Origin of the sequence: Paenibacillus sp. S25 (genome assembly GCF_019454085.1) — a bacterium.
GTDB classification, from domain to species: Bacteria; Bacillota; Bacilli; order Paenibacillales; family Paenibacillaceae; genus Paenibacillus; species Paenibacillus polymyxa_B.
This window is the reverse complement of the sequence record NZ_CP073683.1, coordinates 3,459,573-3,484,398: the sequence shown is the minus strand read 5'-3', so window position 1 is coordinate 3,484,398 and position 24,826 is coordinate 3,459,573. Positions and strand designations below refer to the sequence as shown.

The window sequence follows — 24,826 nt, the reverse complement described above, 5'->3', positions numbered from 1 at the left end:
TATATGTAGTATACCTTTTTACGGTAGCTTTAAAAGACTGATGACTGTAAGTTGGGATCATAAGTACACAATTAAAAAAAATTTGTTTTAAAATGTGCTTTACGATAACATATGAATAAACCTGCACATGGGGGGATTGCGTGTTTCATGGAAAAATCATTAGATGAAATTCAACGTGAGGTAGACCAGTATATATCTCAATTTAAGGAAGGGTATTTTAGCCCTTTGGCGATGTTAGCCCGGATGTCTGAGGAAGTCGGAGAACTGGCGAGGGAAGTCAATCACTCCTTTGGCGAGAAACCGAAAAAAACGGATGAGGCGGACAATTCCATTGAGCTGGAGCTGGGGGACATTTTGTTCATCACAGTTTGCTTTGCGAACTCACTAGGTATAAATTTGACCGAGGCTCATGATAAGGTCATGCAAAAATTTAACACGCGTGACGCGAATCGCTGGACCAAAAAGGACACCGATTAGGCGTTTTGTACATATGCTGTACCAAACCGGTTACCCGGAGGTGCAGTGTCATGAAGGCGGAGGAATACGTTCAGAAAGCTTATCAGTGCATTTTGCAGAACGATTTTGAGCAGGCCGTGGAATGGTTTGAAAAAGCAATTTCAGCCCAGCCTGATCATGCGGAGCATTATTTCCGGTGCTCGGTTACCTATGCTCGCAGTGGTCGTTTGGAGCAGGCTCTCGCATATGCAGAGCATGCGGTTCGTCTCGCTCCACAGCAGGATGAATATGTTCTCCATCTGCATGCGCAGGAAGCCAGGCAGCATACGGAGAAGGCCAGAAAAATGCTGGATGTTGACAGAGCTACGCCACAGGTGCGTCAGGATGCGATTTTACTACTGGAACGAGCAATAGCCCTCGATCCGTTATGTGGGGATGCTTTTTTGCTGCTCGCATTGATTTATGACGAATTGAATGAGTATAAGCTGGCTGTGCAGGCTGCTCGTGAGGCGGCTGCACTGTTTCCTCACAATGTGCAGCTTGCCAACCTCATGAAGAAGTTATGCCAGCAGATGAATGAACAGATCTAACACAAATGGATGCATAAGGAGTTGTAGGGATATGTCAGAACCAATAAAAGTGGCTGTTGTAGGAGCAGCAGGGCGTATGGGCCGTGAAGTTATCAAATTGGTTCTTCAGGATGAGGAACTACAGCTTGTGGCCGCAGTGAACAGAACACATGCCGGCAGTGATGCCGGCCTTCTCGTCGGACTACCGGAAGCGGGTATCGCTATTGTGGAGGATGTGGAGCAGGCATTACTGGATAGTCGAGTGGATGTCATGGTCGATTTTACGGGACCGCGTTTTGCGTACGCACATACAGCGCTTGCTATCAAGCATGGAGTTCGTCCGGTTATCGGAACGACAGGGTTTACCCCCGAACAGATTGATGAACTGGACAAGCAGTGTCGTGAGCAGCAGATTGGCGGTCTGATCGCGCCAAACTTTTCGATTGGAGTCATTTTGATGATGCGATTTGCGGCTCAGGCAGCGAAATACTTCCCGCATCTGGAAATCATTGAATATCATGGTGACCAAAAATTGGACGCGCCATCGGGTACAGCCATTAAGACCGCAGAGCTGATCGCCGAGCAGCGTCAGGAGTTACGACAGGGCAACCCGGAAGAGGAAGAAACGTTAGAAGGATCACGTGGCGGTTACTATCAAGGTTTTCGTATCCATAGTGTCCGTCTTCCTGGTGTGTTCGCGCAGCAGGAAGTAATCTTCGGAGGGTTTGGACAATCTCTGAAAATTCGCCAGGACTCTTATGAACGGGCTGGCTATATGCCGGGTGTTAAAATCGGTATTCAGAAGGTCATGGAGCAGCCAGGGCTTGTATATGGATTTGAGCATTACATCGATTAAGAATACGCGAATGATTTGACGAATGAAATTATAGAATGAGGCAGGAGGAACTTTGAATGTTAAAGATTGCATTTATAGCGCATGACCGAAAAAAGGATGAAATGGTGAATTTCATAACGGCTTATGAGCATGTTTTTATAGATCACCAGTTATTTTCAACAGGTACAACAGGTCTGCGCATTATGGAGCAAACCAAGCTTCAAATTCACCGTTTCATGTCCGGGCCGCTTGGAGGAGATCAGCAAATCGGGGCTATGGTTGCGCAAAATGACATGGACTTGATTATATTCTTGCGTGATCCGCTCATGGCACAACCGCATGAGCCGGACATTAGCGCCTTGTTACGTTTGTGTGACGTGCAGGGGATCCCTTTGGCAACTAACGTTGCAACTGCTGAAATACTGGTCAAAGCGCTAGACCGTGGCGATTTTGCTTGGCGTGAGCTGGTACATAAATATAAACCGGGCATTGACCAGCAGGGTGATGTAAAATGACGCTGGACATCCTGATTTTCGGAGCCCATGCCGACGATGCAGAAATAGGAATGGGAGGCACGATTGCCAAGCATACAGCCGCTGGTTTAAAGGTGGGCGTGTGCGATTTGACGCGGGCTGAAATGTCATCCAATGGTGATGTGGATACTCGTATGTCAGAAGCTGAACATGCTTCGAAAGTGCTCGGGCTTGCTGTGCGTACGAATTTGGGTCTGCCTGATCGTGGATTAAATGTGACTCCTGAACATGTAGCTGCAGTTACAGCAGAAATTCGACGCCATGCACCGAAAGTTGTATTCGCTCCTTATTGGGAGGATCGGCATCCAGACCATGTCATGTGCAGCAAGTTGGTGGAGGAAGCGGTATTTAACGCCAAGTTGCGACGTTTTATGCCAGAAAATCCTGGGGTACAGGTAGAGCAATTATATTTTTATTTTATTAATGATATTGGCAGAACGGATTTGATTGTGGATATCACCGAGCATTATGAAGTCAAGGAACAGTCGTTGCTGAGTTATGCTTCGCAATTTCAGGCAGCGCCTGGAAAGGATACAGTATCCACACCATTAAATCAGGGATATGTGGAACGCGTAAAAGCTCGTGACTCGTTGTTGGGTCAGCGCAAACTGATTTCGTATGCAGAAGGCTTTGCGTCCAAAACGCCATATCTGGTTAAGCTATTCACATAAGAATTCTATACTTGAGCATTTTGCAGAATGTTAAAATAAATCGGCAGAAAAAAGTTATCACTGATGGGCGGAAGGAGGAAGCTTAGCTTGAATGACAAACTGAAAATTGGAATTACCTGTTATCCGTCGCTGGGTGGTTCAGGCGTAGTGGCTACTGAACTGGGCAAGTTGCTGGCAGAAAAAGGGCATGAGGTTCATTTTATTGCCAATAGCATTCCGTTTAGATTAGGCGGGGCGTTTCAGAAAAATATTTTTTATCATGAGGTTGAAGTTAACGATTACTACGTGTTTAGATATCCGCCATATGATTTGTCACTGGCGACCAAAATGGCCCAAGTCGCACAAATGAAGAATTTGGACGTACTCCATGTTCATTATGCGGTACCACATGCAGTATGCGCTTACTTGGCGAAGGAAATGGTGGGTGATCATCTGAAGGTGGTAACCACCTTGCACGGTACGGACATTACAGTGTTGGCACAGGATGAGTCGTTGAAGGACCTGATTCGACTGGCTATTAACAAAAGTGACGCTGTGACAGCAGTTTCCAAGGATTTGATTCGGGAGACGATAGATGCGTTGGAAATTACACGGCCTATTGATTTAACCTACAATTTTGTAGATAAACGGGTATATTATCCACGAGATGCCGCTGCGCTTAGAAGTGATTTTGCCCAACCGCATGAAAAAATAATGATGCATATTTCCAATTTCCGTCCTGTCAAAAGGGTGGGAGATGTGTTGGATATATTTGAAAGAGTGCAACGTAAAGTACCTGCGAAGCTTCTGTTGGTGGGGGAAGGACCGGATCTTCCAAAAATCCGTTGCAAAATCGAGACTTTAGGTCTGCAAGATAAGGTCTTCTTTTTAGGTAAGCAGGATCAGATCGCAGAAGTGATTTCTATGGCGGATGTACTGCTGCTTCCCTCGGAAAAAGAAAGTTTTGGTCTGGTTGCGCTGGAAGCAATGGCCTGTGGAGTACCGACAATCGGTTCTCAGGCAGGGGGAGTCCCTGAACTCGTTGTGCATGGAAGTACGGGGTATCTTGCTGAAATCGGTAATACGGAGGCAATGGCTGATTATGCAGTAGAGCTATTGTCCGATGAAGCCATGGCGGAACGTTTCCGTGAAGCGTGTCTGACCCGCGCCCGTACCGTTTTTTGTGATAAGCTGATTACCCGTCAATATGAAGAAATATATTACCGTGTGTTGGGACGCGAGGTGCCGGATCTTAAACCGATCAGCGTTTAAGGGGGCGGACTCGCGTCCGTTTTTTATATTGAATACTTGCAAAGGGGGAAACCCTATGAATACAAACACTTGGCAATATGCTGACCAAGAGATGGCACTTCATGGCAGAGAGGTCATACATAAACTAACAGCAGCAGGCCACGAAGCTTACTGGGTCGGTGGCTGTGTGCGGGATGAACTATTAGGAAGAGCCATTCATGATATGGATTTGACTACTTCGGCTGAGCCTGAACAGGTCATAGCGCTGTTCCCTCACGTCATTCCGACAGGAATTCAGCATGGGACGGTTACGGTTATGCAGGGTGGCCATGCGTTCGAGGTGACCACTTTTCGTACGGAAAGCGGTTATGCAGATCACCGCCGTCCAACGGAGGTTGCCTTCGTGAAGGATATCCGTGAGGATCTGATGCGACGGGATTTTACTATGAATGCGATTGCGATGGCAGAACACGGAGAGCGGGTGGACCCGTTTGGGGGAGAAGCCGATTTACGAGCCGCTCTCGTTCGTTGTGTAGGTCGAGCCGAGGAACGTTTTGAGGAGGACGGGTTGCGGATGCTGCGTTGCATCCGTTTTGCCTCTGTATTTCGGTTCCGCGTTGCATTCAACACCTGGAAAGGTATGATTCGGCGCAGAGAGAAACTTCGTTACATAGCCATGGAACGTGTGCGGGTCGAACTGGAAAAGATGCTGGCGGGCCCTGACCCTTTACGTGGGTTGGAGATGCTGGGGCGTAGCGGATTGCTCGGCTGTACGAAGGTTCCGGTTCCCTGGGAGCAATGTGAAGCACGAGCGCTCAAGGGGATCGTTCAATTGCAAGAAGAACTGCGGTGGGGCCTGCTCTTAATGTCTTGTAGACTTACCTCAGAGGCAGCGGACGAGCTACTAAGAGCTTGGACCTTTTCCAACGCGGTACGACTTCGGTTGGTTCATTTGCTGGAATGGGAGACCGAATTAATCTACAGTACTGGTGTCATAGCTGGCGGCTCCGTTCCAGAGGAGTCTGACATTATCAACGTTGAGGCACTGCGTCGTAGCTGGATTCGACTGCTAATTAGACTAGGAAAGGATACAGCTTCAGACTGGCTTGATCTTTACAATACACTGCCTGCTTCATTCCGCGGATTACCGCCATGGGTAGAAAAGCATGTGGCGAAAACAGCCGAACTGGCAAGCTTGTGGACAAAGCAGGCTGTAGTCGTTCGTATCAAAGATTTAAATATTACAGGAAATGAACTGGTTCAGGCGATGAATCGACCAGGCGGACCTTGGCTGGGTCAGATGATGGAACAGCTTTTACAAGCTGTTGCCTGTGGAGATATTCCGAATGAAACAGAAACATTGCTTCAGGAAGCGAAACGGGTGATGAGTAGTGAATAATCATGAAAGATTGTTAGGCATACTGGAGGAGGTTACATCTGATTACGTATCAGGTGAGGAAATCAGCCGACGGCTCTCGGTTAGCCGAACAGCAGTATGGAAGCAGATCAACAAACTGCGTGAGTTGGGCTACAACATCGATGCCTCCTCGCGTCGGGGCTATCGGTTGATATCCCGACCGGATCGGCTAGAAGTCTCCAAATTGGCCGATATATTAAATACCCAATCGTTTGGCCAGCGTATCGTTGTACTGGATTCCACGGTATCCACTCAGCAGGATGCCATGCGTTTGGCGGAAGAGGGCGCGCCAGAGGGGGCAGTAGTGCTTGCAGAGGAACAAACGGCAGGTAGGGGACGTCTGGGGCGGAAGTGGTATTCACCTCGTGGCAAAGGAGTCTGGATGAGCATTGTGTTGCGCCCTACCCAGCCCTTGGCTTTTACCCCCCAGCTAACGCTACTTACAGGTGTAGCAGTGTGTAGAGCCATTCGTCGGCTGACGGGTGTGGAGGCTGGTATCAAATGGCCAAACGATTTGCTGATTCATGGTCGCAAAGTATCCGGTATTCTGTTGGAATCTGCAACAGAGGATCAACGGGTTCGCTATTGTATTGCAGGGATCGGTATTGACGTAAATTTGAATAAAGAAGATTACCCGGAAGAGTTATCACAGGTGGGAACGTCATTGAAAATAGAAGCAGGGCGTGAAATTGACCGTACTGTGCTGATTGCCTCAGTGCTGGAAGAGATGGAACAGCTAAGTAAGTTGTATGCCGAGCAGGGGTTCCAGCCTATAGCCATGCTGTGGGAGGCTTTGTCCGTGACTATGAACCGTAGTGTACGGGCACATACCGGACAAGGGATAACTGTAGAAGGTACAGCTGTTGGCTTGGACCCTTCCGGGGCACTCGTGATAGAAACGGATCAGGGAGAGCGAATTCAGGTCATTTCAGGGGATATACAATTATAGAAGCGACCTTAGCTAAGAAAACGACCGAAATCGTTCTATTCCCTGTGCAAAACTTCACGTGAAAAAGCTGATGTTTTTTGTTATACTGTGCAGGAGGCGGCATCGGACGGTCCGAGCTGCACTCCAGGGGCACATGCTCTACTTTAGCAAGTTTGTAAGACCATCATAACTTCATTTGAAGGTTACGTTGGATTCTGCTCTGAGCCGAACAGGACCGAGACAGAAGGGACGATCTCAAAATGAGTGTCTTTTTTGGCTGTTCGGACCTTTTGATGACGCAGATGTACAGGCGTTCATAAAAGGTTATTTTTTGTGCCAAAAAAAGATGGAAGGGAGCCATTCGCAATGGCAGGTAAACAAGCACTGAATATTGTAAAAATGAAAAAAATGAAGCAAGAGGGCATTCCGCTCAGTATGCTGACCGCCTATGATTATCCATCGGCTAAAATAGCCGAGGAGGCGGGGATTGACATGATTCTCGTAGGTGACTCGCTGGGTAACGTAGTTCTTGGTTACGATTCAACCATCCCTGTAACCTTGGATGATATCGTGTACCATTCCCGGGCAGTCGCAAGAGGCGCGGAACATACATTTATCGTAGCGGACATGCCTTTTATGACATATCACAGCAGCGTATCAGAAAGTCTTCAGGGCATCCGCCGTCTGATGCAGGAAGGACATGTGCATGCTGTTAAATTGGAGGGCGGAGCTGAAATTGCCGATGTCGTAAAAGCAACTGTTCAGGCAGGTGTGCCTGTACTGGGACATATCGGGCTTACTCCGCAATCGGTTAATCAAATTGGCGGCTATCGCATTCAAGGCAAGGACGAAGTGGACGCACGCCGGTTGATGGCGGACGCCAAGGCACTGGAGCAGGCGGGTGCTTTTGGCGTTGTACTGGAATTGGTAACTGAGGAAGTCGCAACAGCGATTTCTAAAGAGCTTTCCATTCCAACCATTGGAATTGGTGCTGGACGTGGATGTGACGGTCAGGTACTTGTTTATCACGATCTGATTCAGTACGCATCGCCTTATTTCAGCAAACGCTTTGTTAAAACCTATGCCGATGTAGGCGGCTTGATCCGCAGCAGCATTGAGCAGTATGTGAGTGATGTAAAAGGGCGGGCATTTCCGGCCGCAGAGCATGTGTTCAGCGCGGATGACCGCGTTGTAGAATCCCTATACGGTAAGGCAAAAGGACAGACACAGGAACAAGCTAAGGAAAAGGTGGAATCTCGGTCATGATCATCGTAAGAGAAGTGGCTCAGCTGCGCAAGATTATTGCTGAACGTCGGCAGCTTGGGACAAACGGAGCAAAAATAGTAAACGATTCTGCTTCTTTACAGCAACATAAAGTCGGCTTTGTACCAACAATGGGATACCTGCATGAAGGACATGCGAGCTTGATGCACAAGGCGCGTGAAATGGCAGATACGGTGGTGCTTAGCATTTTCGTAAATCCGATTCAATTTGGACCGAATGAAGATCTGGAAAGCTACCCCCGCGATGAAGCTCGTGATTTAGAGGTAGCACGGCGCGAGGGCGTGGATATTGTATTTTTGCCAACTGTAGCAGAAATGTATCCACAACCAACCCAAACCAAAATTCGTGTATCCGCTTTGACAGATCGTCTGTGCGGTGCCTCCCGTCCCGGCCATTTTGATGGTGTGACTACGGTGGTAGCCAAGCTTTTTAACATGATAGGTCCTGATTTGGCCTTTTTTGGAATGAAGGACGCACAGCAGGTTGCAGTGCTCCAGCAGATGGTGACTGATCTCAATATGAACGTGACTATCGTACCTTGTCCCATCGTCAGAGAGGTGGATGGTTTGGCCCTCAGCTCCCGTAATGTGTATTTAAGTGCAGAACAGCGCGAGCAGGCGTTGGTGCTGTCCCAGTCACTGCGTAAGGTGCAAGAAGTGAGCGAAGATATTGTAACAAACACAATTACGATTCGTCAGCTACATCAAATGGTGGAGTCCACCATTACTTCCTCTCCTTTAGCAGACATTGATTACATTGAAATATTAACTTTTCCCGGTCTGGAGCCCCTTCTGCCCGAGCAGCGTCTATGTGATGTTCAGGAAGACGTCATCGTAGCGCTGGCTGTGAAATTTGGCAATACCCGACTGATTGACAATATAAGAATACAGAAGGCGGAGGTGCTTTCCCATGTTTAGAACCATGATGAAATCCAAAATTCACCGCGCTACCGTTACGGAAGCTAACCTGAACTATGTGGGGAGTATCACTATAGATGAAGATCTCATGGATACATCGGATCTGTTGGAGAATGAAAAGGTTCAAATTGTAAACAATAACAATGGAGCTCGACTGGAAACCTATGTTATCCCCGGACCGCGTGGGAGCGGAGTGATCTGTCTCAACGGTGCGGCAGCTCGTTTGGTGCAGCCTGGTGATACAGTCATTATTATTTCCTATGCTTCCATGTCGAATGAAGAGGCCAAAACATACAAACCTACAGTGGTATTTGTTGATGAACATAATAAACCAGCCCAAACGATGAACAAAGAAGTACACGCAACGATCATGTAATGAATGGGAGTGCGGATGAAACCCGTCTTTTAAGCGAAAAATGTGAGTGTATTAATCCATCTTTCATAAGGGCGGGATGCACATGTTCCAGCATGTATTCGCAGAAATGAACAGCATGTTAGATGATATCGTGAAGCATTACCCATCAGCCCAGGGCTCCCGCAGGCAGGAGCTGCTACAGCACTGGAGTCTGCTGCGGAGAATGAGTGACGGAATTATGGATGAGTGGCTGGCCTTTGAGGAAAAAATGGTTTGCTTGCGTGCGGCCGGGTTTTCCGCAGAGACCGATATGTCTGACACTGAGCTGCCTGAAAAAGAGCTACCAGCTTTTAATCGGGGGCAAGGGTATTATCGATTACTTATGTACCCTGAGGCGATCCAACAATTTGAGCAGGTACTACAGCATTTTCCGAACAGCTGGCAGAGTCGTATGTACATGGGAATGTCCTATTTTCAACTAGATGATCCAGCAGAGGCTGTATACCATTTTCAGAAGGTGCTGGACCTGACTGAGCAGGCAGGACTAAAGGCGGTCATCTATAATGCGCTAGGCTGTCTATTGGCAAAGCAGGCTGACGTAGAGGAGGCGCAAAAATGTTTTGCTCTCGCACATCAGTTCGATCCTGCGTTACCCGAGCCGCTGCACAATATGGAAGCCTGTTTGTCAGGTACCGAAATGCTTCGATACGACAGCTCCATGATGACCTGGATGTAGTTGTCAGACACCGAGTAAGACGATGCATGCCCACCTCCTCAGGCGGCGTGTGCATCGTCTTTTTTGGCTGTCTTAATTTCCAAACAGGCGATCTTCTGCTATGCTAATATACAGAGTTATTATTTTTGTAAGTGTCATAAGAAAGGATTAAGCCCGAATGAAATTTGCGGTATTGGATTTTGAAACGACAGGCACCCAGTCCGCGGATGACATCATTCAAGTCGGACTTGCAATTATAGATCATGATAACAGCATTTCCCGTGTTTACGGCTCTTATGTGAACCCTGGCAGATCTATTCCACCTTTTATCACTGGATTGACCGGAATTACAGACGATGACGTCAAGGATGCTCCTGCACTTGAAGAAATGATGATGGAGCTCGTGCCTATGCTGGACGATGTTGTGCTGGTCGGTCATAATGTGGCGTTTGATTTTAATTTTTTGCAAAACGCTCTGGATCGGTGCGGATATTTACCGTTTAGCGGAAGAATCTTGGATACAATGGATTTTCTGAAAATTATGTTTCCATCGCTTTCTTCGTATCAGTTGGGTTTTGTGTCTTCTGAGTTCGGGCTGGCGCATGATCGCCCTCACCAAGCAGACAGCGACGCGTTGGCTACGGCTGAGGTGTTTTTAAAGTGTCTGGGTGAGCTTCAAGCATTACCTCTGATAACGATACAGCGGCTTAGCGATTTGTTCGCAGAGGAAGACAGTGACCTCGGATGGTTTCTTGATGGGGTGCGTGAAGAGAAAGAGCTTGATCCTATTCAGGATTTGGAGGGACATCAGTTTTTTCGTCAGCTTGCGCTAAAAGTGGAAGATTGGACGGAGCTAGCTGCACCGCGTAGAGAAGACGACCCGAATCCACTTTCAGGTGTTTCCTTTGAGGAGTACATGGATGATGTGCGGGACAATTTGCGTTCATCCTTGAGCCAATATGAGGAGCGCGAGGCGCAGATACAGATGATTGAGGGTGTAAATCAGGCACTGAGTGAAGACAAGCATCTGCTGATCGAAGCAGGTACAGGAACAGGAAAGTCCCTCGGTTATTTGCTCCCATCGCTGTATCACAGTGTAAAAAAAGGACAGCGCGTTATGGTAAGTACACATACGATCAACCTGCAGGAGCAATTACGCGAGCGCGACATTCCGATGCTGACCAAGGTGATTCCGTTTCCGTTCCGGGCTGCTATTTTCAAGGGTCGGGGACATTATTTGTGTCTGCGTAAGTTTGAACATAAAATAAACAGAAGAGACTTCGCGACACCGAAGGAAGATTTAATTACAGCGGCTCAAATGATCGTCTGGTTGACGCTAACAGAAACCGGTGATGATGAAGAATTGAATCTGAGCAACCGTGGAGGGGATTTCTGGGAAACGGTGGCGAGTGATTCAGAGTCCTGTCTTGGTCGTTCTTGTCCATGGTTCCGCAAATGCTATTATCATCGTGCACGCCATGAAGCAGGGATAGCGGATGTTGTTATTACGAATCACTCTAAGTTGTTCACAGACGTCAAAGCCAGTCACCAGTTGTTGCCGAGCTATGAACACCTGGTGATTGATGAAGCCCATCACCTGGAGGAAGTAGCTGGTAAGCACCTAGGTATGCATATGAAATATTTCACACTCGTGCATACACTGACGCGACTGTTCAAAGACAGCAAGAATGGACAACTGCCTTCACTTCGTCAACAGTTGGCAAAATCGGGGCACGAGAAGTCGGCGGATTGGGCCTCAACCATCGACCAGATATATCCGCTCGTGTTAGAGGTTAAAGAAACTTGGGACCTGCTAAGCGACAAGCTGTTTGGCATGTTGCCTGAGCGAAGCGATGCGACACCGGGTGAAACAGGACAGTTTTCTTCCCGTCTCAAACCTTCAGCCAAGCCTGCAAAGTGGGATCAGGCGGGGGCTTTGGAAAATCAGCTATATGTAACGATGAGTGAAATTTTGCGCAAGGGCGACAAGCTGATGCTGGACGTCAAGGAAGAACATGACGATTATGCGGCGGATAGCCTTATTACAGATATCACGGGTCTGCTCAAGGATTTGGCGGGGATTCGAGAAAATTTGCGATTTTTTATGCGACTCGATGATGAAACAACCGTATACTGGCTCGAAGCGAGTGGACAATTCCGTAGTAAATCATTGCAATTTTATGCGGTGCCCGTCGATGTGAGCCGCCAGTTGAAAGAAATGTTTTTTGACAAAAAAAGAAGCATTATTCTGACGTCTGCTACCTTATCGGTAGATAAGTCGTTTCAGTACATGATCGATCAGCTCGGCTTGCAGGAGGCCGCAGATCAAGAGCGGCTGATGACTTCGCAGCTCCCGTCACCCTTTAATTACAGGGATCAGGTGTTGCTGGTCATTCCACGGGATTTTCCAAGTGTGAAGGGCAGTGTAGGAGATGCACATTTTGTAGATATGCTCGTTAGCTCTCTAGGAGCGACTGCTCAGGCGACGCGGGGGAGAATGCTCGTTCTGTTTACTTCCTATCGGATGCTCCGGCAAGTGTATGAGCCGCTCAAAGAGGCCTTAGCAGCCAGCGAAATTACTGTGCTGGGACAAGGTGTGGACAGTGGGAGTCGCAGCAAGCTAACCCGCCGTTTTCAGGAAGCTAAAGCTTCTGTATTGCTGGGAACCAGCAGCTTCTGGGAAGGCGTCGATATTCCAGGAAAGGCTCTGACTTGTCTGGCCATTGTTCGCTTGCCGTTTCAACCGCCGAATCACCCGTTGCTGGAGGCAAAAAGCGAGCTGCTTCAGCAGCAGAAGAAGAATCCATTTATGAAGCTGTCTGTACCACAAGCGGTCATTCGCTTCAAACAGGGATTTGGTCGGTTGGTACGTACAGCGAGCGACCACGGGGTCGTTATCGTTTACGATACGCGTGTGATCGAATCCTATTACGGAAAGCACTTTTTGTACTCGTTACCGGGACCAAAAATGGAGCATATGCCATCGGAGCAAATGGTGCCCCGCATCGCCGAATGGCTCCAATCCGCCCCGGAGACAGAGGCATAACGGACGGACACTAAGTATGTTCGTTACAATTAGGGGGAGCAAGTATGAAATCAGATAAAATTTCAGAGGCTGTCGTACGGAGGTTACCCGTATATTTACGTTATCTGAATGCACTTCACAAACGGGAGGTGGCTACGGTCTCTTCTCAAGAGTTGGGACAGAGGCTAGATTTGAACCCGGCCCAAATCCGTAAAGATCTCGCCTATTTTGGAGATTTTGGTCGGAAGGGTATCGGTTATGATGTTTCTTATCTAATCGAGAAAATACGCCATATCCTGAAAATCGACCAGCAAATTAATGTCGTATTGGTCGGTGCCGGTAATCTGGGGCAAGCCCTTTCGAATTATAACGCTTATTTAAAAGACAATATGAAGATTGTCGCAGTATTTGATGCGTTTCCGGATAAGGTAGGGACCAAGATCAATACATTGGTCGTTCAACCGATGGATGAACTGGAAGCGACTGTGAGAGAAAAAAACATTCGAATCGGGATTATTACCGTACCTGATTTTGAAGCACAGCACGTGGCTGACAGGCTTATTGAGAGCGGAATTGGAGCGATCCTGAACTTTGCACCGACTACTCTCAAGGCACCGGCCAACATTCGGATTCATGCCACAGACTTTACAACTGATTTGCTTAGCCTCGCTTATTATTTGGAGGACGGAAAGGAAGAAACACAATATGACAGTGAATAAATGGATGATTAAAAATGGCTCTTTTGCCGTAAATGGACCAGAAGCTGGGGTAGTCCATGGTTTTATGATTGTGGAGGATAGCCGTATTACTTATATTGGCGAAACTTTGCCTGCGGGTGAGGAAGAAGCGGAAGCGATTGATGGTAAAGGGCTATTGTTTTTACCTGGTCTGATTAATACCCATGGTCATGCGGCGATGTCTCTGCTGCGTGGGCATGGAGATGACTTGGCACTTCAAGTATGGCTTCAGGAAAAAATGTGGCCTATGGAAGCCAAGTTTACATCTACGGACGTGTACTGGGGTACGTCCTTGTCTGTGCTGGAAATGCTGAAAGGTGGAACAACGACCTTCCTGGACATGTACGATCATATGGATGAGGTGGCTCGTGTAGCTGAAGAGTCAGGTATTCGTGCAAGTCTGATGCGTGGAGCAATTGGACTATGCTCGGAAGAAGAACAGCGAATCAAGCTGGCTGAGGCCGTGACTTTTGCGCGTAACTGGCATGGTAAAGCAGACGGGCGTATTACAACGATGATGTCTCCGCACGCGCCATACACATGTCCACCTGCGTTTATTGAAAAATTCGTACAAGCTGCGCATGATCTGGACTTGCCACTGCATACACACATGTCTGAGACGATCGCCGAAGTGGAGCAAAACGTACGCGACTACGGTTTGCGTCCAGTTGCACACTTGGATAAGCTTGGCTTTTTCTCCCGTCCTTCGCTTGTTGCCCATGGCGTTCATTTGAACGACGAAGAAATAGCTTTACTGGCTGAACGTGGTGTAGCGGTTTCGCATAATCCTGGTAGCAATTTGAAGCTGGCAAGTGGTGTGGCAAGAGTGCCTGAATTGCTGCGTGCAGGGGTTACTGTTTCTCTCGGAACGGATGGTCCTGCCAGCAATAATAACCTGGATATGTTCGAGGAAATGCGTCTGGCGGCACTTATTCACAAGGGTGTATCCGGTGACCCTACAGCAGTTCCTGCAAGTGAAGCGCTGCGTCTGGCAACAGAATACGGTGCAAAGTCGATTGGTTTAAAAGAAGTAGGAGCGTTGGCAGCAGGCAACAAGGCTGACTTTATCGCGTTGGATCTGAATCAGGCACATTTCTTGCCGCGTACAGATCTTATTTCCCATGCGGTATACTCTGCAAGCGCCAAGGACGTGGCTCATGTGTGGGTAGACGGTCGCCAGGTTGTGAAAAACGGCGAATGCCTGACTATGGACGAGGAACGTATCAAACATGAGGCACAAGCCGCCTTTGAAGGGCTGCTGTCGCGCTAATTTAGGTGTCACATCCCCTTAGAGAGGAAGCACAGGTTTGAAAAATAAGAAAAAATGGATAGCGGTCGCCATTTTGGCCGTGATACTGATCCTGGTCAGCATTTTCTGGTATTATTCCTATGTTACTCAAGACCAGGTGGCTGAGAAAAATGCCGCTATCATTAAGGCCAAGCAATCAGGTGGTCTGGTTAGCACGACTCAAACATGGAAGTCTGTGTGGGATCAGGTATATTGGGTAGTTCAAGGGAAAAATGCACAGAATGAAAATATAATGGTGTGGGTTCCTTTTCAAAAAGTGGAGGGACAACCTAACGTACCTGCCGCAGATAATAGCGGTGTTCATACCGAGCTGCTGAAGAACGGAGTCGATGAGCAAAAAATGATGGCGCTAATTCAGCAGCAGCTTCCAGGTGTAAAAATTGTAAGCCTCCGGCCGAGTGTGTTCAATGGCGAATATGTGTGGCAGCTGTTTTACGATGATGGAAGCCATCATTACTATACCTTTTACCGTTTTTCAGATGGGGGAGCGACGGGTGTAAAGTATACTTTGCCCAATAACTGAGCTGGTGTAAGGATTGGCAGATGTGGAATGAATGACTAGTAAATAATTGAAAGTTCAAGAAAAAGACGTAAATGCGAAAAAAATCGTATTTACGTCTTTTAGTTTTGCTATGCCGCAACTCCTCCACACATTGCCTTCGATATTAGATATACGTTATGATATACTATATTTTATAAGTGATAGACAAAAATGATAGAAAAAAGAATTGCTGATACTATAAGATCATGCAATTTGGTTGTTTGTTGACATTCGTCCCGTTTCTTCTGGGTGTTACATTTTGAGAGGAGGATGTTGTTTGAAATTGCGTGCAGTTCCTATCGTTGTGGCGGCAGTATTGGCAGCTTTGCTGCTATTTGGGGGATGGTTCATTTACCGTCAGGTTACAATGCAAAGTCCTCTGGAAAAACTGGTATCTCAATATCCAGGCGTGACAAGCGCTCAAATAGATATTAAACAGGATCAGGTTGTATTGAAACTAGATCTCAAACCGCAGGCAGATGTGGCCAAATTGGTCGATGTGGTTAAGCAAAAAGGACAATCCATCATTGGTAGCCGCACTATTAAGTTGGATATCACAGATCGTTCCAATTCAGCACTGAATCAATGGTGGTCTGAGGCTATGTTCCCTGTGGCTGAAGCGATGGAAAATAAAAAGTATACTCAAATTTCATCTACAGTTGAGCAGATGAAAAAGAAAAAGACGGGTATCAAAGCTGATACCGACATGGATTCGAACAATGTCTATATCCGACTCAGCGAAGGTAAAGCGACCAAGTTTATCGTTTTGCCACGTCAATCTCAGCAAATGGGGGTATGGCCTAATGCCTAGATGGATCAAGGAAATATTAATCGGCATTGTGCCGGTAACCATTATATTTCTCGTTTTTATTGGGGTAAATATTATCCCTCTTCTGGTTGCTGGCGTGATGCTTAGCGGCTTGTTAATGCTTATGCATGCGCGTGGCGGTTTGGCCGTAGGTGCTGGGCAAGAGCGTAAACGTAAAAAAAATGGTCCGGACAAGCTGACTTTTGAGGAAATCGGTGGGCAAGAAAGCGCCAAGCAGGAACTGCGCGAGGCCCTGGATTTTTTGAATCGACATGATGAAATTTCCAAATTTGGTATCCGTCCATTAAAAGGCGTTTTGCTCACAGGTCCTCCGGGAACCGGAAAAACGCTGATGGCGAAGGCAGCGGCACACTACACTAATTCTGTATTTGTTGCAGCCTCAGGTAGTGAATTTGTTGAAATGTACGTTGGTGTTGGAGCGGGTCGCGTCCGTGAGTTGTTTCGGGAGGCGCGTACTCGTGCAGCCAAGGAAAAGAAGGAAAATGCAATTATTTTTATTGACGAAATCGATGTAATTGGTGGTAAACGTGAGGGTGGACAGCAACGAGAATATGATCAGACTTTGAATCAGTTACTGACAGAAATGGATGGTATTTATTCGGCAGATACACCGCGGATTTTGATCATTGCGGCAACAAACCGTAAAGAAATGCTGGATAGCGCCTTAACGCGTCCAGGGCGTTTTGACCGTCATATTCAAGTGGATCTGCCTGACAAGAAGGGCCGTCTTCATATTCTAAAAATTCATGCCAAAAACAAACCGATTCAGGAAGATGCGAATCTGGACAAAATTGCTGAGGAATCTTACGGGTTTTCTGGTGCACAGCTGGAGAGCGTGATGAATGAAGCGGCAATCTATGCGATGAGACAGGATCAGAAAATGATTGCGCAGAAGCATCTGTCGATGGCAATTGACAAAGTGATGATGGGTGAAAAGACAGACCGAGAATCGACCTTGGAAGAGAAAAAACGTGTAGCGATTCATGAACTAGGACATGCTATTATGGCCGAAATTGTTCGTCCCGGTAGCGTAAGCCAGGTAGCACTTAGCCCTCGTGGGAAAGCGCTTGGCTATGTGCGCCACAATCCACAGCAAGAGCATTATTTATACACCAAGCAGTTCCTGGAGGAGCAAATTATGATCTCGCTCGCAGGGGCTACGGCGGAAGAAATGTACTATGGCGGTCGCAGTACCGGCTCAAGTAATGATTTTGAGCAGGCGCTGAACATTGTCCACACGATGATGACTTCTGGTTTGACTTCACTTGGCATTATTAACATGGAAATGGTAACCAAAGAAGAACTCATGCGGGAAAATGGTGAGATTATGGCTGACCTGCATACCCGAACTTTGGAGCTGCTGGAAAAGCATCGTCCTGTGTTCGACAACTCACTTGACATCCTGATGAAGGAAGAAACTCTGTCTGGAGACCAATTTAGATGTCAATTTAGTGAAAATGCTTTATTACCAGCATAATTTTTTATGCTGGTTATTTTTTTTTACTTTTAGTCCGTGCTAAGATATTATTATCTATTGGGACATAAACATGTATTTTTCGACAAAGAAGGATACAATATATGAGAGTGACCAGGAAAGGGTGGAGTAAAGAATCATGCAATTTAAAAAAATCGGCGTCATCGGCGGCGGCACCATGGGACAGGGGATTTCTGAAATGCTCGCGTCCAAAGGAATCGATGTGCTGCTGGTAGAGCAGACACCAGAGAAACTAGACTACGCCTACAATATGATTGAAACGAGTCTGGACAAACAACTGGAAAAGTGGGCAATTACTCAAGCTGAGAAAAAATTGATCTTATCCCGTATTCAAAAAGTAATCCATTTGGCGGAGCTCGGCAGCTGTGATATGGTCATTGAGACTATTACAGAGAATCTGGACGAGAAGAAAGCAGTGTTCCAAGAGCTAGACCATGTGTGTCCAAGCAATATTATTCTTGCAAGTAATACATCCACGCTGAGCCTGACCGAGCTTGCTAGCTCGACCAAGTATCCTGAGCGTGTTATTGGTATGCACTTTATTTATCCAGTATCCCGTATTGATCTCGTCGAAATTATTCGTGGTTTGAAAACTTCGGACGATACATTTGAACACACTAAATTGTTCGTGGAAGAAATAGTGGAGAAAAAAGGAGTCATGATTTATGAATCTCCTGGATTCGTAACAAGCCGGATTATCTGTCTGCTGATTAACGAAGCGGCCCATGTACTTCAAGAAGGCGTGGCTTCTGCTGAAGATATCGATGACGCTATGCGAATCGGCTATAATTTCCAAAGCGGTCCTTTGGAAATGGCTGACCGCTTTGGTCTGGATTCCGTTTTGGCTGCTCTGGAGCGTATGTTCCGTGAATTCGGCGAATTGAAATATCGTCCGTCCATCGTACTGAAAAAAATGGTGCGTGCAGGTAATCTGGGCGTGAAATCGGGCGAAGGCTTCTTTAAGTACGACAAGGATGGTGACCGGATATGAAAATTCTCGTAATCAATGCAGGGAGTTCTTCCCTGAAATACCAATTGTATGATATGACGGACGAGTCCGTTCTGGCAAAAGGTTTGGTGGAGCGCATCGGTATGGATTCCTCCATCCTGACGCATAAGCCAACCAATAAAGAAGAATACACTGAAGTTAGCGAAATTTTGGAGCATACTACAGCCATCCGTAAAGTGCTGAATTCACTCACAGATGCTGAACATGGTGTAATCTCCAGTACTAGCGAAATTCAGGCTGTGGGCCACCGTGTGGTTCATGGAGGCGAAATCTTCAAACAGTCAGCAGTTGTAACGCCTGAAGCGAAGAGTGAAATCCGTCGCTTGTTTGACCTGGCGCCACTGCATAACCCTGCTTCCATGATGGGGATTAAAGCGGCTGAATTGAATATGCCAGATGTACCGCAGGTTGTGGTATTTGATACTTCGTTCCATCAAACCATGCCTGAAAAAGCTTATATGTACGCCATTCCAAGAGTGTTGTACAATAAGTATAAGGTTCGTCGTTACGGTGCCCACGGCACTTCCCATGATTTTGTAAGTAAGGAAGCCGCCAAATTCCTTGGTCGTCCTTTGGAAGACCTGAAGATTATCACTTGTCATATCGGTAATGGTGGTAGTGTAACAGCAGTTCAAGGCGGTTTGTCTGTTGATACTTCCATGGGTATGACTCCACTGGAAGGTCTTATGATGGGTACTCGTAGTGGTGATTTGGACCCAGCAATCGTACCTTATGTCATGAACAAAGAAGAATTGACTGTCAATGAAGTCAATTCCATGTTGAACAAGCATAGTGGACTTTTAGCTATCTCCGGTATCAGCAGTGACATGCGTGAAATCACAGAAGGTATGGAAAAAGGCGAAGCTAATTCTACATTGGCATTCGAAATGTATGAATACCGTCTGCGCAAATACATTGGATCGTATGCTGCCGCAATGAACGGGGTAGACGTAATTGCATTTACAGCAGGTGTAGGCGAGAACTCCATCGTTCTGCGTAAGAGAGTGTTGGAGCAATTGACATTCCTCGGTATCGAGCTGGATGAATCGTTGAATGCTATTCGTTCTGGCGAGCCTCGCCGGATTACAACTGCAAATTCAAAGGTAGAAGTACTGATCATTCCAACGAACGAAGAACTGGTTATTGCCCGCGACACGTTCCGTCTGGTTCAATAGATCGGTTCGAAAGTGTAAACTTTATGCATGCGGACTATTGTTTGAGTTCCGCATGCACCAAACAGCGAGAGCAAACAGCCTGACCCAGGGGGAAGGGCTGTTTGATTTTCGGTTAAGAGGAGAGAGACGGTCATGACGAATAAAAGTACGATTGCCCAAGTGGGCCGCCATGTAGGGGAAACGGTTACAATCGGCGCTTGGGTAAACAATAAACGATCTAGTGGTAAAATTCAGTTCCTGCAACTGCGCGATGGTAGCGGGTATATTCAAGGGGTTATCGTGAAAAGCGAAGTGTCCGAGGATATTTGGAATGACGCCAAATCCTTGACTCAAGAGAGCTCCCTTTACGTTACTGGAGTGGTGCGTGAAGAACCGCGTAGCCAATCGGGGTTTGAATTAACGGTTACAGGCATTGAAATTATTCATTTAACCGAAAACTACCCGATTACACCCAAAGAGCATGGTGTAGATTTCCTGATGGATCATCGTCACTTGTGGCTGCGTTCCGCCAAGCAACGTGCTGTTCTGATCGTACGGGCGGAAATTATCCGTGCTGTACAGGAATTCTTTAACGGTAACGGCTTTACGAAGGTGGACCCACCTATTTTGACTCCTTCCTCTGCAGAAGGCACAACAGAATTGTTCCACATTAAATATTTTGATGAAGATGCGTATTTGACACAAAGCGGACAGTTATATATGGAAGCCGCGGCAATGGCGCTGGGCAAAGTGTATTCCTTTGGTCCAACTTTCCGTGCGGAAAAGTCCAAAACACGTCGTCACCTGATTGAGTTCTGGATGATCGAGCCTGAGATGGCTTTTGTGGATCATGAAGAATCCTTGCGCGTTCAGGAGCAGTTTGTAAGCCATATCGTGCAATCTGTTCTGAAAAACTGTGCGAAGGAGCTTGAAACAATCGGTCGCGATGTTTCGAAGCTGGAGCAAATTCAAGGCGAATTCCCACGTATTACGTATGATGAGGCGATTGCCTTCCTTCAAGGTGAAGGTTTCGATATCCCATGGGGCGAAGACTTTGGTGCTCCTCATGAAACGGCGATTGCCGGAAGATATAACAAGCCTGTGTTCATTACACATTGGCCAACTCACATTAAGGCATTCTATATGAAACCTGACCCGACCCGTCCAGAGGTTGTTCTGTGTGCCGATATGATCGCTCCTGAAGGCTATGGCGAAATTATCGGGGGTTCCCAACGGATTGATGATCCAGCATTGATGGAAGAACGTTTTAACGAGCATAACTTGGCTCGTGAAGCCTACCAATGGTATATGGATCTGCGTACCTATGGTACCGTTCCGCATTCCGGCTTTGGACTGGGCCTGGAGCGCACAGTAGCATGGATTTGTGGACTCGATCATGTACGTGAAACAATTCCGTTCCCACGTATGCTGTATCGTTTGTATCCGTAACCGATGACCGGATCATTCGACAAGACATCAGCGGCAGAATGGGCGGAGGGAGTAGCCTTTGCTATGGAAGCCGGAATGGTCCAGATTCCCTATGCCCTGCTCAAGCATTATCGGACACTTCGGCTGACAGATGGTGAAATGCTGCTACTGATGCAGTTGCTTGCCTTTAAACAAGCGGAACGTAATGAATTTCCGACATGGGAACAATTGCAGACCCGTATCGGATGTACTGCGAACGAAATCGCACTCTATTTCAGTAAGCTCATGAAAGAAGGATTTTTGAGAATCGATTCCGTAGAAGACCGCAGTTCATCCGTACAATTCGAACGTTACAATTTGGCGGGGCTGTATCGTAAGTTGGCAGAATGTATGATCGCCGAGCGTAACGAGCAGCAAGATGAAGATGATATTTTGTTTGCCGGAAAGCCGGATTTACTGAATGGAATATCAGAATCCCCGCTTACAGAAGAACGAAATTTGTTTACGATTTTTGAGAAAGAATTCGGGCGACCATTATCACCGATGGAATACGAGACGATCACCAGCTGGGTGGATCAGGATCGGTATCCCGAGGAGCTGATTTTGCTGGCTTTGAAGGAAGCAGTATTTGCAGGGAAGGTACATTTCCGGTATATAGACCGCATTTTGCTGGAGTGGAGCCGAAACCGTGTTCGTAATGCACAGGATGCCAAAGAATACGCCCAGCGATTCCGTGGTGGCGGACGCAATTGATATATCGGTCTAAGCCTTTTAGGCTAGGCAGTAGACTTATGTATCGAGGCTGTCACTGCAAATTGGCTAATGTGCAATGAGGACAATCTGGAATATCGCCTGTGCGCGTGAATTAAGCCGAAATGAAAGCGTGTAATAGGCTTTAATGATAGAGGACACACCATTCCGTCAGGAGGGTGTGTCCTTTTTAAATATTTTTTTCGAAATATGCAGGGGAAGGAAATTTCCTGGCGTCTATAGTATTGGGAAGGGGGAGAGCGTCATTGATATAGAGAGAATCATTGAACGAATACGGTCCGGTGACCGGCAGGCGTTCCGTGAGATCGTAGAGCTGTACAGCAAGCATGTATTTCATGTCGCCTATTCGGTACTGCATGACAGTAAGGAAGCAGAAGATGCCGCGCAGGAGGCATTCGTTCAGGTGTACAAGTCTCTCCCCCAGTACCGGAACGAAGGATTTAAAACGTGGCTGAGCCGAATTGCGCTCCACAAAGCGCTGGATATTAAGCGCAAACAGGACAGACGACCCGCAGAGCTTATAGACGTCGCACAATCCCTTGTACAGCTCCCTTCCCGGGATGAGGATGTGCTGGCTCGTCTCATTCGCGAGGAGCAAATTGAAGAACTATCGCAAAAAATCGCCCAGTTGCCCCAGCAACATCGGGATATTATTCAAGCCTATTATATGCAGGGCAAAACCTACGACCAAATTGCAGAAGAGACGCAGGTAGCTTTAAAAACAGTAGAGTCGAGACTCTATCGGGCGCGGCTATGGATTCGAAACCACTGGAAGGAGGAGGAATGGCAATGACTGACCAACAGGATAAACCGTGGATTGAAGGGAAATCGAATGACTGGCATGCTTACATTGCAGGAACTTGCACGATAGAGGAATCTGCCCGGCTGGAAAAGCTCCTGCTGGAAGATGAACAGGCGCTGATGTTATATCTTGTTGCACTGGAGCAAATGGAGTCAACTATGAAAGATTATTCTGCCTGGATGGATACGGAGCGCTTCACAGATCAGGTAATGGCCGTTCTTCCCGAGATAGAAGCTGAACCGAATCAAGTTGTGTTCAAAAAACGCCGCTGGTTTGAAAAACCTGTGTTTCACTACGTTGTCGCCGCAAGCCTAACGTTGATCTTGTTGTCCAGTGGAGCCTTTGACAAAATGATGCCGCAAACAGATGGAAAGCCGATTCCTCCAAAAGAACGCGTTTCTTACAGTGAAGAGGTCATGCGAGCTACAACAACTTGGCTCGATAAATTAAAGCCCTAAATCATCGGATAAAGGGTGAGACGAAAAAACTCAAAACAACAACCTTCAAATGGGGACTTTATCAAAATCCCATAATATAGAAAGGAAGTGTAGCAATGCCTTATGCGGAAAGAAGCAAGCTCTTGGCATTTCTATTGAACATCATTCCCGGTGTGGGTCACTACTACTGGACCAGAAAAGCCAATGCGTTTGTATACACCATTTTGTTTTTCGGATGTCTGGCGGGAGGATTATTTTTTTCAGTAGTATCAAGAGACGAATTACCTTTATTGGCCAGTATGTTTGTTGCCGCTCTTTTTTGGGGGCTGAGTATGCTGCATATCATTATTAGCTTGTTGCGTTATGATCCTCGTGCAGCTGCTGTTCCATATCCCCCACATGCAGGACCCAATCCATATGGTTATTACTCGCAAAGTGGGCCTTATGGACATGCAGGTTCAACGGGAGAGGTACCGGAGGGGGCAACAGACGCGGATACGGATGCACCGGGAGCAGGAATGGGATATGGCCCGGGCTATAACCATTATCAACAAGGACACTATGGTATGGCAGGAGCACCTGCTTTTCAAAAAGGATCGGAGAATGAACGCTTTTTTACGATTTTGCTGTCGTTCATTCCTGGATTGGGACACCTTCATTTGGGGCTGATGCAGCGTGGTTTGTCTTTTCTGCTATCTTTCTTTGGCTTTGGAGCGATCCTCGTTTTTATTACCAGCATTACAAACGAATCCGGATTTTTGGCGTTTGCCGGCGTGCTGCCAATCATTTGGCTGTATTGCATGTTTGATGCGGTGCAGCATGTACATCGCAAACAAGCGGGAGAAATGCTTCAGGACCGGACTTTGTTTGAGGAACTGGAGCATGGAAGAGTCGAGGGACGGCGGAGTAAAATGCTGGCTACCATTTTATCGGTATTTCCCGGTGCTGGACATATGTATATCGGTTTGCAAAAGCGTGGACTTCAGCTCATGCTCCTGTTTTTAGGAGGCATCTATGTACTGGACGTGCTACATCTTTCACTCTTTTTGTTCCTGATTCCGGTGGTTTGGTTTTACAGCTTTTTTGATGCGTTGCAGCAAGTAAGCCGCTATGGACGGGAGCCGCTGATCGACAAGCCTGTGATCGGTATGTTTGCACAATATCACCGCTGGGTAGGCTTGGGGCTGCTATTGCTGGGCGCCTATTACATCTTAATCAACGTACTAGTTCCTACTCTGGATCGTCTGTTTCCGAATGGAGAGATTTATAATCTGGTTGACATGTATCTACGGACGATTATCGTATCCTTATTGTTGATTGGCGGTGGTATTTGGATGATGATCGGGAATTCCAAATCTAAACGAGTAAAGGAGAAGTAA

The 24,826-nt window shown here is 47.0% G+C and carries 25 protein-coding genes; all 25 read left to right on the top strand.

The genetic code is table 11. The features are described 5' to 3' along the window. The first annotated feature begins 147 nt into the window (after positions 1-147). Positions 148-477 carry a nucleotide pyrophosphohydrolase gene (locus KAI37_RS15235; protein WP_023989148.1) on the top strand — a complete coding sequence of 110 codons (330 nt, stop codon included), beginning with the start codon at positions 148-150 and terminating at the stop codon, positions 475-477. 50 nt (positions 478-527) lie between these two features. Then, positions 528-1,046 (top strand): tetratricopeptide repeat protein, encoded by a 519-nt coding sequence (locus KAI37_RS15230; protein WP_013310696.1) that lies wholly within the window; start codon positions 528-530, stop codon positions 1,044-1,046. Between the two features lie 31 nt (positions 1,047-1,077). Continuing rightward, complete coding sequence (gene dapB / locus KAI37_RS15225; RefSeq protein ID WP_071641364.1) at positions 1,078-1,881, top strand: 4-hydroxy-tetrahydrodipicolinate reductase; 804 nt, start codon at positions 1,078-1,080, stop codon at positions 1,879-1,881. A 56-nt stretch (positions 1,882-1,937) separates the two neighbouring features. Beyond that, positions 1,938-2,375, top strand: coding sequence for a methylglyoxal synthase (gene mgsA, locus KAI37_RS15220; RefSeq protein ID WP_220029779.1), 438 nt, complete (start codon positions 1,938-1,940; stop codon positions 2,373-2,375). Continuing rightward, on the top strand, positions 2,372-3,064 hold the full coding sequence (gene bshB1 / locus KAI37_RS15215; protein ID WP_071641363.1) for a bacillithiol biosynthesis deacetylase BshB1: 693 nt from the start codon (positions 2,372-2,374) through the stop codon (positions 3,062-3,064). Before mgsA ends, bshB1 begins: the two co-directional genes overlap by 4 nt. Positions 3,065-3,151: 87 nt before the next feature. Then, on the top strand, positions 3,152-4,315 hold the full coding sequence (gene bshA, locus KAI37_RS15210) for an N-acetyl-alpha-D-glucosaminyl L-malate synthase BshA (RefSeq protein ID WP_025723095.1): 1,164 nt from the start codon (positions 3,152-3,154) through the stop codon (positions 4,313-4,315). A 55-nt stretch (positions 4,316-4,370) separates the two neighbouring features. After that, positions 4,371-5,693 (top strand): CCA tRNA nucleotidyltransferase, encoded by a 1,323-nt coding sequence (locus KAI37_RS15205; RefSeq protein WP_220029778.1) that lies wholly within the window; start codon positions 4,371-4,373, stop codon positions 5,691-5,693. Continuing rightward, positions 5,686-6,660, top strand: coding sequence for a biotin--[acetyl-CoA-carboxylase] ligase (locus tag KAI37_RS15200; RefSeq protein WP_220029777.1), 975 nt, complete (start codon positions 5,686-5,688; stop codon positions 6,658-6,660). The genes KAI37_RS15205 and KAI37_RS15200 overlap by 8 nt, the downstream gene beginning before the upstream one ends. 345 nt (positions 6,661-7,005) lie before the next feature. Continuing rightward, positions 7,006-7,905: a 3-methyl-2-oxobutanoate hydroxymethyltransferase gene (gene panB / locus KAI37_RS15195; protein ID WP_025723098.1), complete on the top strand. Its 900-nt coding sequence runs from the start codon at positions 7,006-7,008 to the stop codon at positions 7,903-7,905. Then, entirely contained in the window at positions 7,902-8,840 is a 939-nt protein-coding gene (gene panC, locus KAI37_RS15190; RefSeq protein WP_076293054.1) for a pantoate--beta-alanine ligase, read from the top strand. Before panB ends, panC begins: the two co-directional genes overlap by 4 nt. Continuing rightward, a complete protein-coding gene (panD, locus tag KAI37_RS15185; protein ID WP_076293055.1) occupies positions 8,833-9,216 on the top strand; it encodes an aspartate 1-decarboxylase in 384 nt (127 codons plus the stop codon). The genes panC and panD overlap by 8 nt, the downstream gene beginning before the upstream one ends. 82 nt (positions 9,217-9,298) lie before the next feature. After that, on the top strand, positions 9,299-9,931 hold the full coding sequence (locus KAI37_RS15180; RefSeq protein ID WP_220029776.1) for a tetratricopeptide repeat protein: 633 nt from the start codon (positions 9,299-9,301) through the stop codon (positions 9,929-9,931). A gap of 157 nt (positions 9,932-10,088) precedes the next feature. Further along, a complete protein-coding gene (gene dinG / locus KAI37_RS15175; RefSeq protein WP_220029775.1) occupies positions 10,089-12,956 on the top strand; it encodes an ATP-dependent DNA helicase DinG in 2,868 nt (955 codons plus the stop codon). A gap of 44 nt (positions 12,957-13,000) precedes the next feature. Continuing rightward, complete coding sequence (locus KAI37_RS15170; protein ID WP_023989135.1) at positions 13,001-13,654, top strand: redox-sensing transcriptional repressor Rex; 654 nt, start codon at positions 13,001-13,003, stop codon at positions 13,652-13,654. Further along, positions 13,641-14,942 (top strand): amidohydrolase, encoded by a 1,302-nt coding sequence (locus KAI37_RS15165; protein WP_071641358.1) that lies wholly within the window; start codon positions 13,641-13,643, stop codon positions 14,940-14,942. The genes KAI37_RS15170 and KAI37_RS15165 overlap by 14 nt, the downstream gene beginning before the upstream one ends. 37 nt (positions 14,943-14,979) lie before the next feature. Then, the gene (locus tag KAI37_RS15160) at positions 14,980-15,504 is read left to right on the top strand and encodes a cell wall elongation regulator TseB-like domain-containing protein (RefSeq protein WP_071641357.1); all 525 of its coding nucleotides are present in this window, start codon (positions 14,980-14,982) and stop codon (positions 15,502-15,504) included. 295 nt (positions 15,505-15,799) lie between these two features. Next, positions 15,800-16,333, top strand: a complete 534-nt coding sequence (locus tag KAI37_RS15155) for a hypothetical protein (protein ID WP_071641356.1) — start codon at positions 15,800-15,802, stop codon at positions 16,331-16,333. Then, positions 16,326-17,828, top strand: coding sequence for an AAA family ATPase (locus KAI37_RS15150; protein ID WP_025723104.1), 1,503 nt, complete (start codon positions 16,326-16,328; stop codon positions 17,826-17,828). Before KAI37_RS15155 ends, KAI37_RS15150 begins: the two co-directional genes overlap by 8 nt. Positions 17,829-17,964: 136 nt before the next feature. Next, positions 17,965-18,837 (top strand): 3-hydroxyacyl-CoA dehydrogenase family protein, encoded by an 873-nt coding sequence (locus KAI37_RS15145; RefSeq protein ID WP_071641355.1) that lies wholly within the window; start codon positions 17,965-17,967, stop codon positions 18,835-18,837. Then, a complete protein-coding gene (locus tag KAI37_RS15140; RefSeq protein WP_076293056.1) occupies positions 18,834-20,030 on the top strand; it encodes an acetate/propionate family kinase in 1,197 nt (398 codons plus the stop codon). Before KAI37_RS15145 ends, KAI37_RS15140 begins: the two co-directional genes overlap by 4 nt. A 132-nt stretch (positions 20,031-20,162) precedes the next feature. Further along, a complete protein-coding gene (gene asnS / locus KAI37_RS15135; protein ID WP_220029774.1) occupies positions 20,163-21,458 on the top strand; it encodes an asparagine--tRNA ligase in 1,296 nt (431 codons plus the stop codon). 3 nt (positions 21,459-21,461) lie between these two features. Further along, positions 21,462-22,190 (top strand): DnaD domain-containing protein, encoded by a 729-nt coding sequence (locus KAI37_RS15130; protein WP_025723107.1) that lies wholly within the window; start codon positions 21,462-21,464, stop codon positions 22,188-22,190. A 178-nt stretch (positions 22,191-22,368) separates the two neighbouring features. Continuing rightward, positions 22,369-23,001, top strand: coding sequence for an RNA polymerase sigma factor (locus KAI37_RS15125; protein WP_258382988.1), 633 nt, complete (start codon positions 22,369-22,371; stop codon positions 22,999-23,001). Continuing rightward, positions 22,998-23,468 carry a hypothetical protein gene (locus tag KAI37_RS15120; RefSeq protein ID WP_025723109.1) on the top strand — a complete coding sequence of 157 codons (471 nt, stop codon included), beginning with the start codon at positions 22,998-23,000 and terminating at the stop codon, positions 23,466-23,468. The genes KAI37_RS15125 and KAI37_RS15120 overlap by 4 nt, the downstream gene beginning before the upstream one ends. Positions 23,469-23,563: 95 nt before the next feature. Continuing rightward, a complete protein-coding gene (locus KAI37_RS15115) occupies positions 23,564-24,826 on the top strand; it encodes a multi-tm2 domain protein (protein ID WP_220029773.1) in 1,263 nt (420 codons plus the stop codon).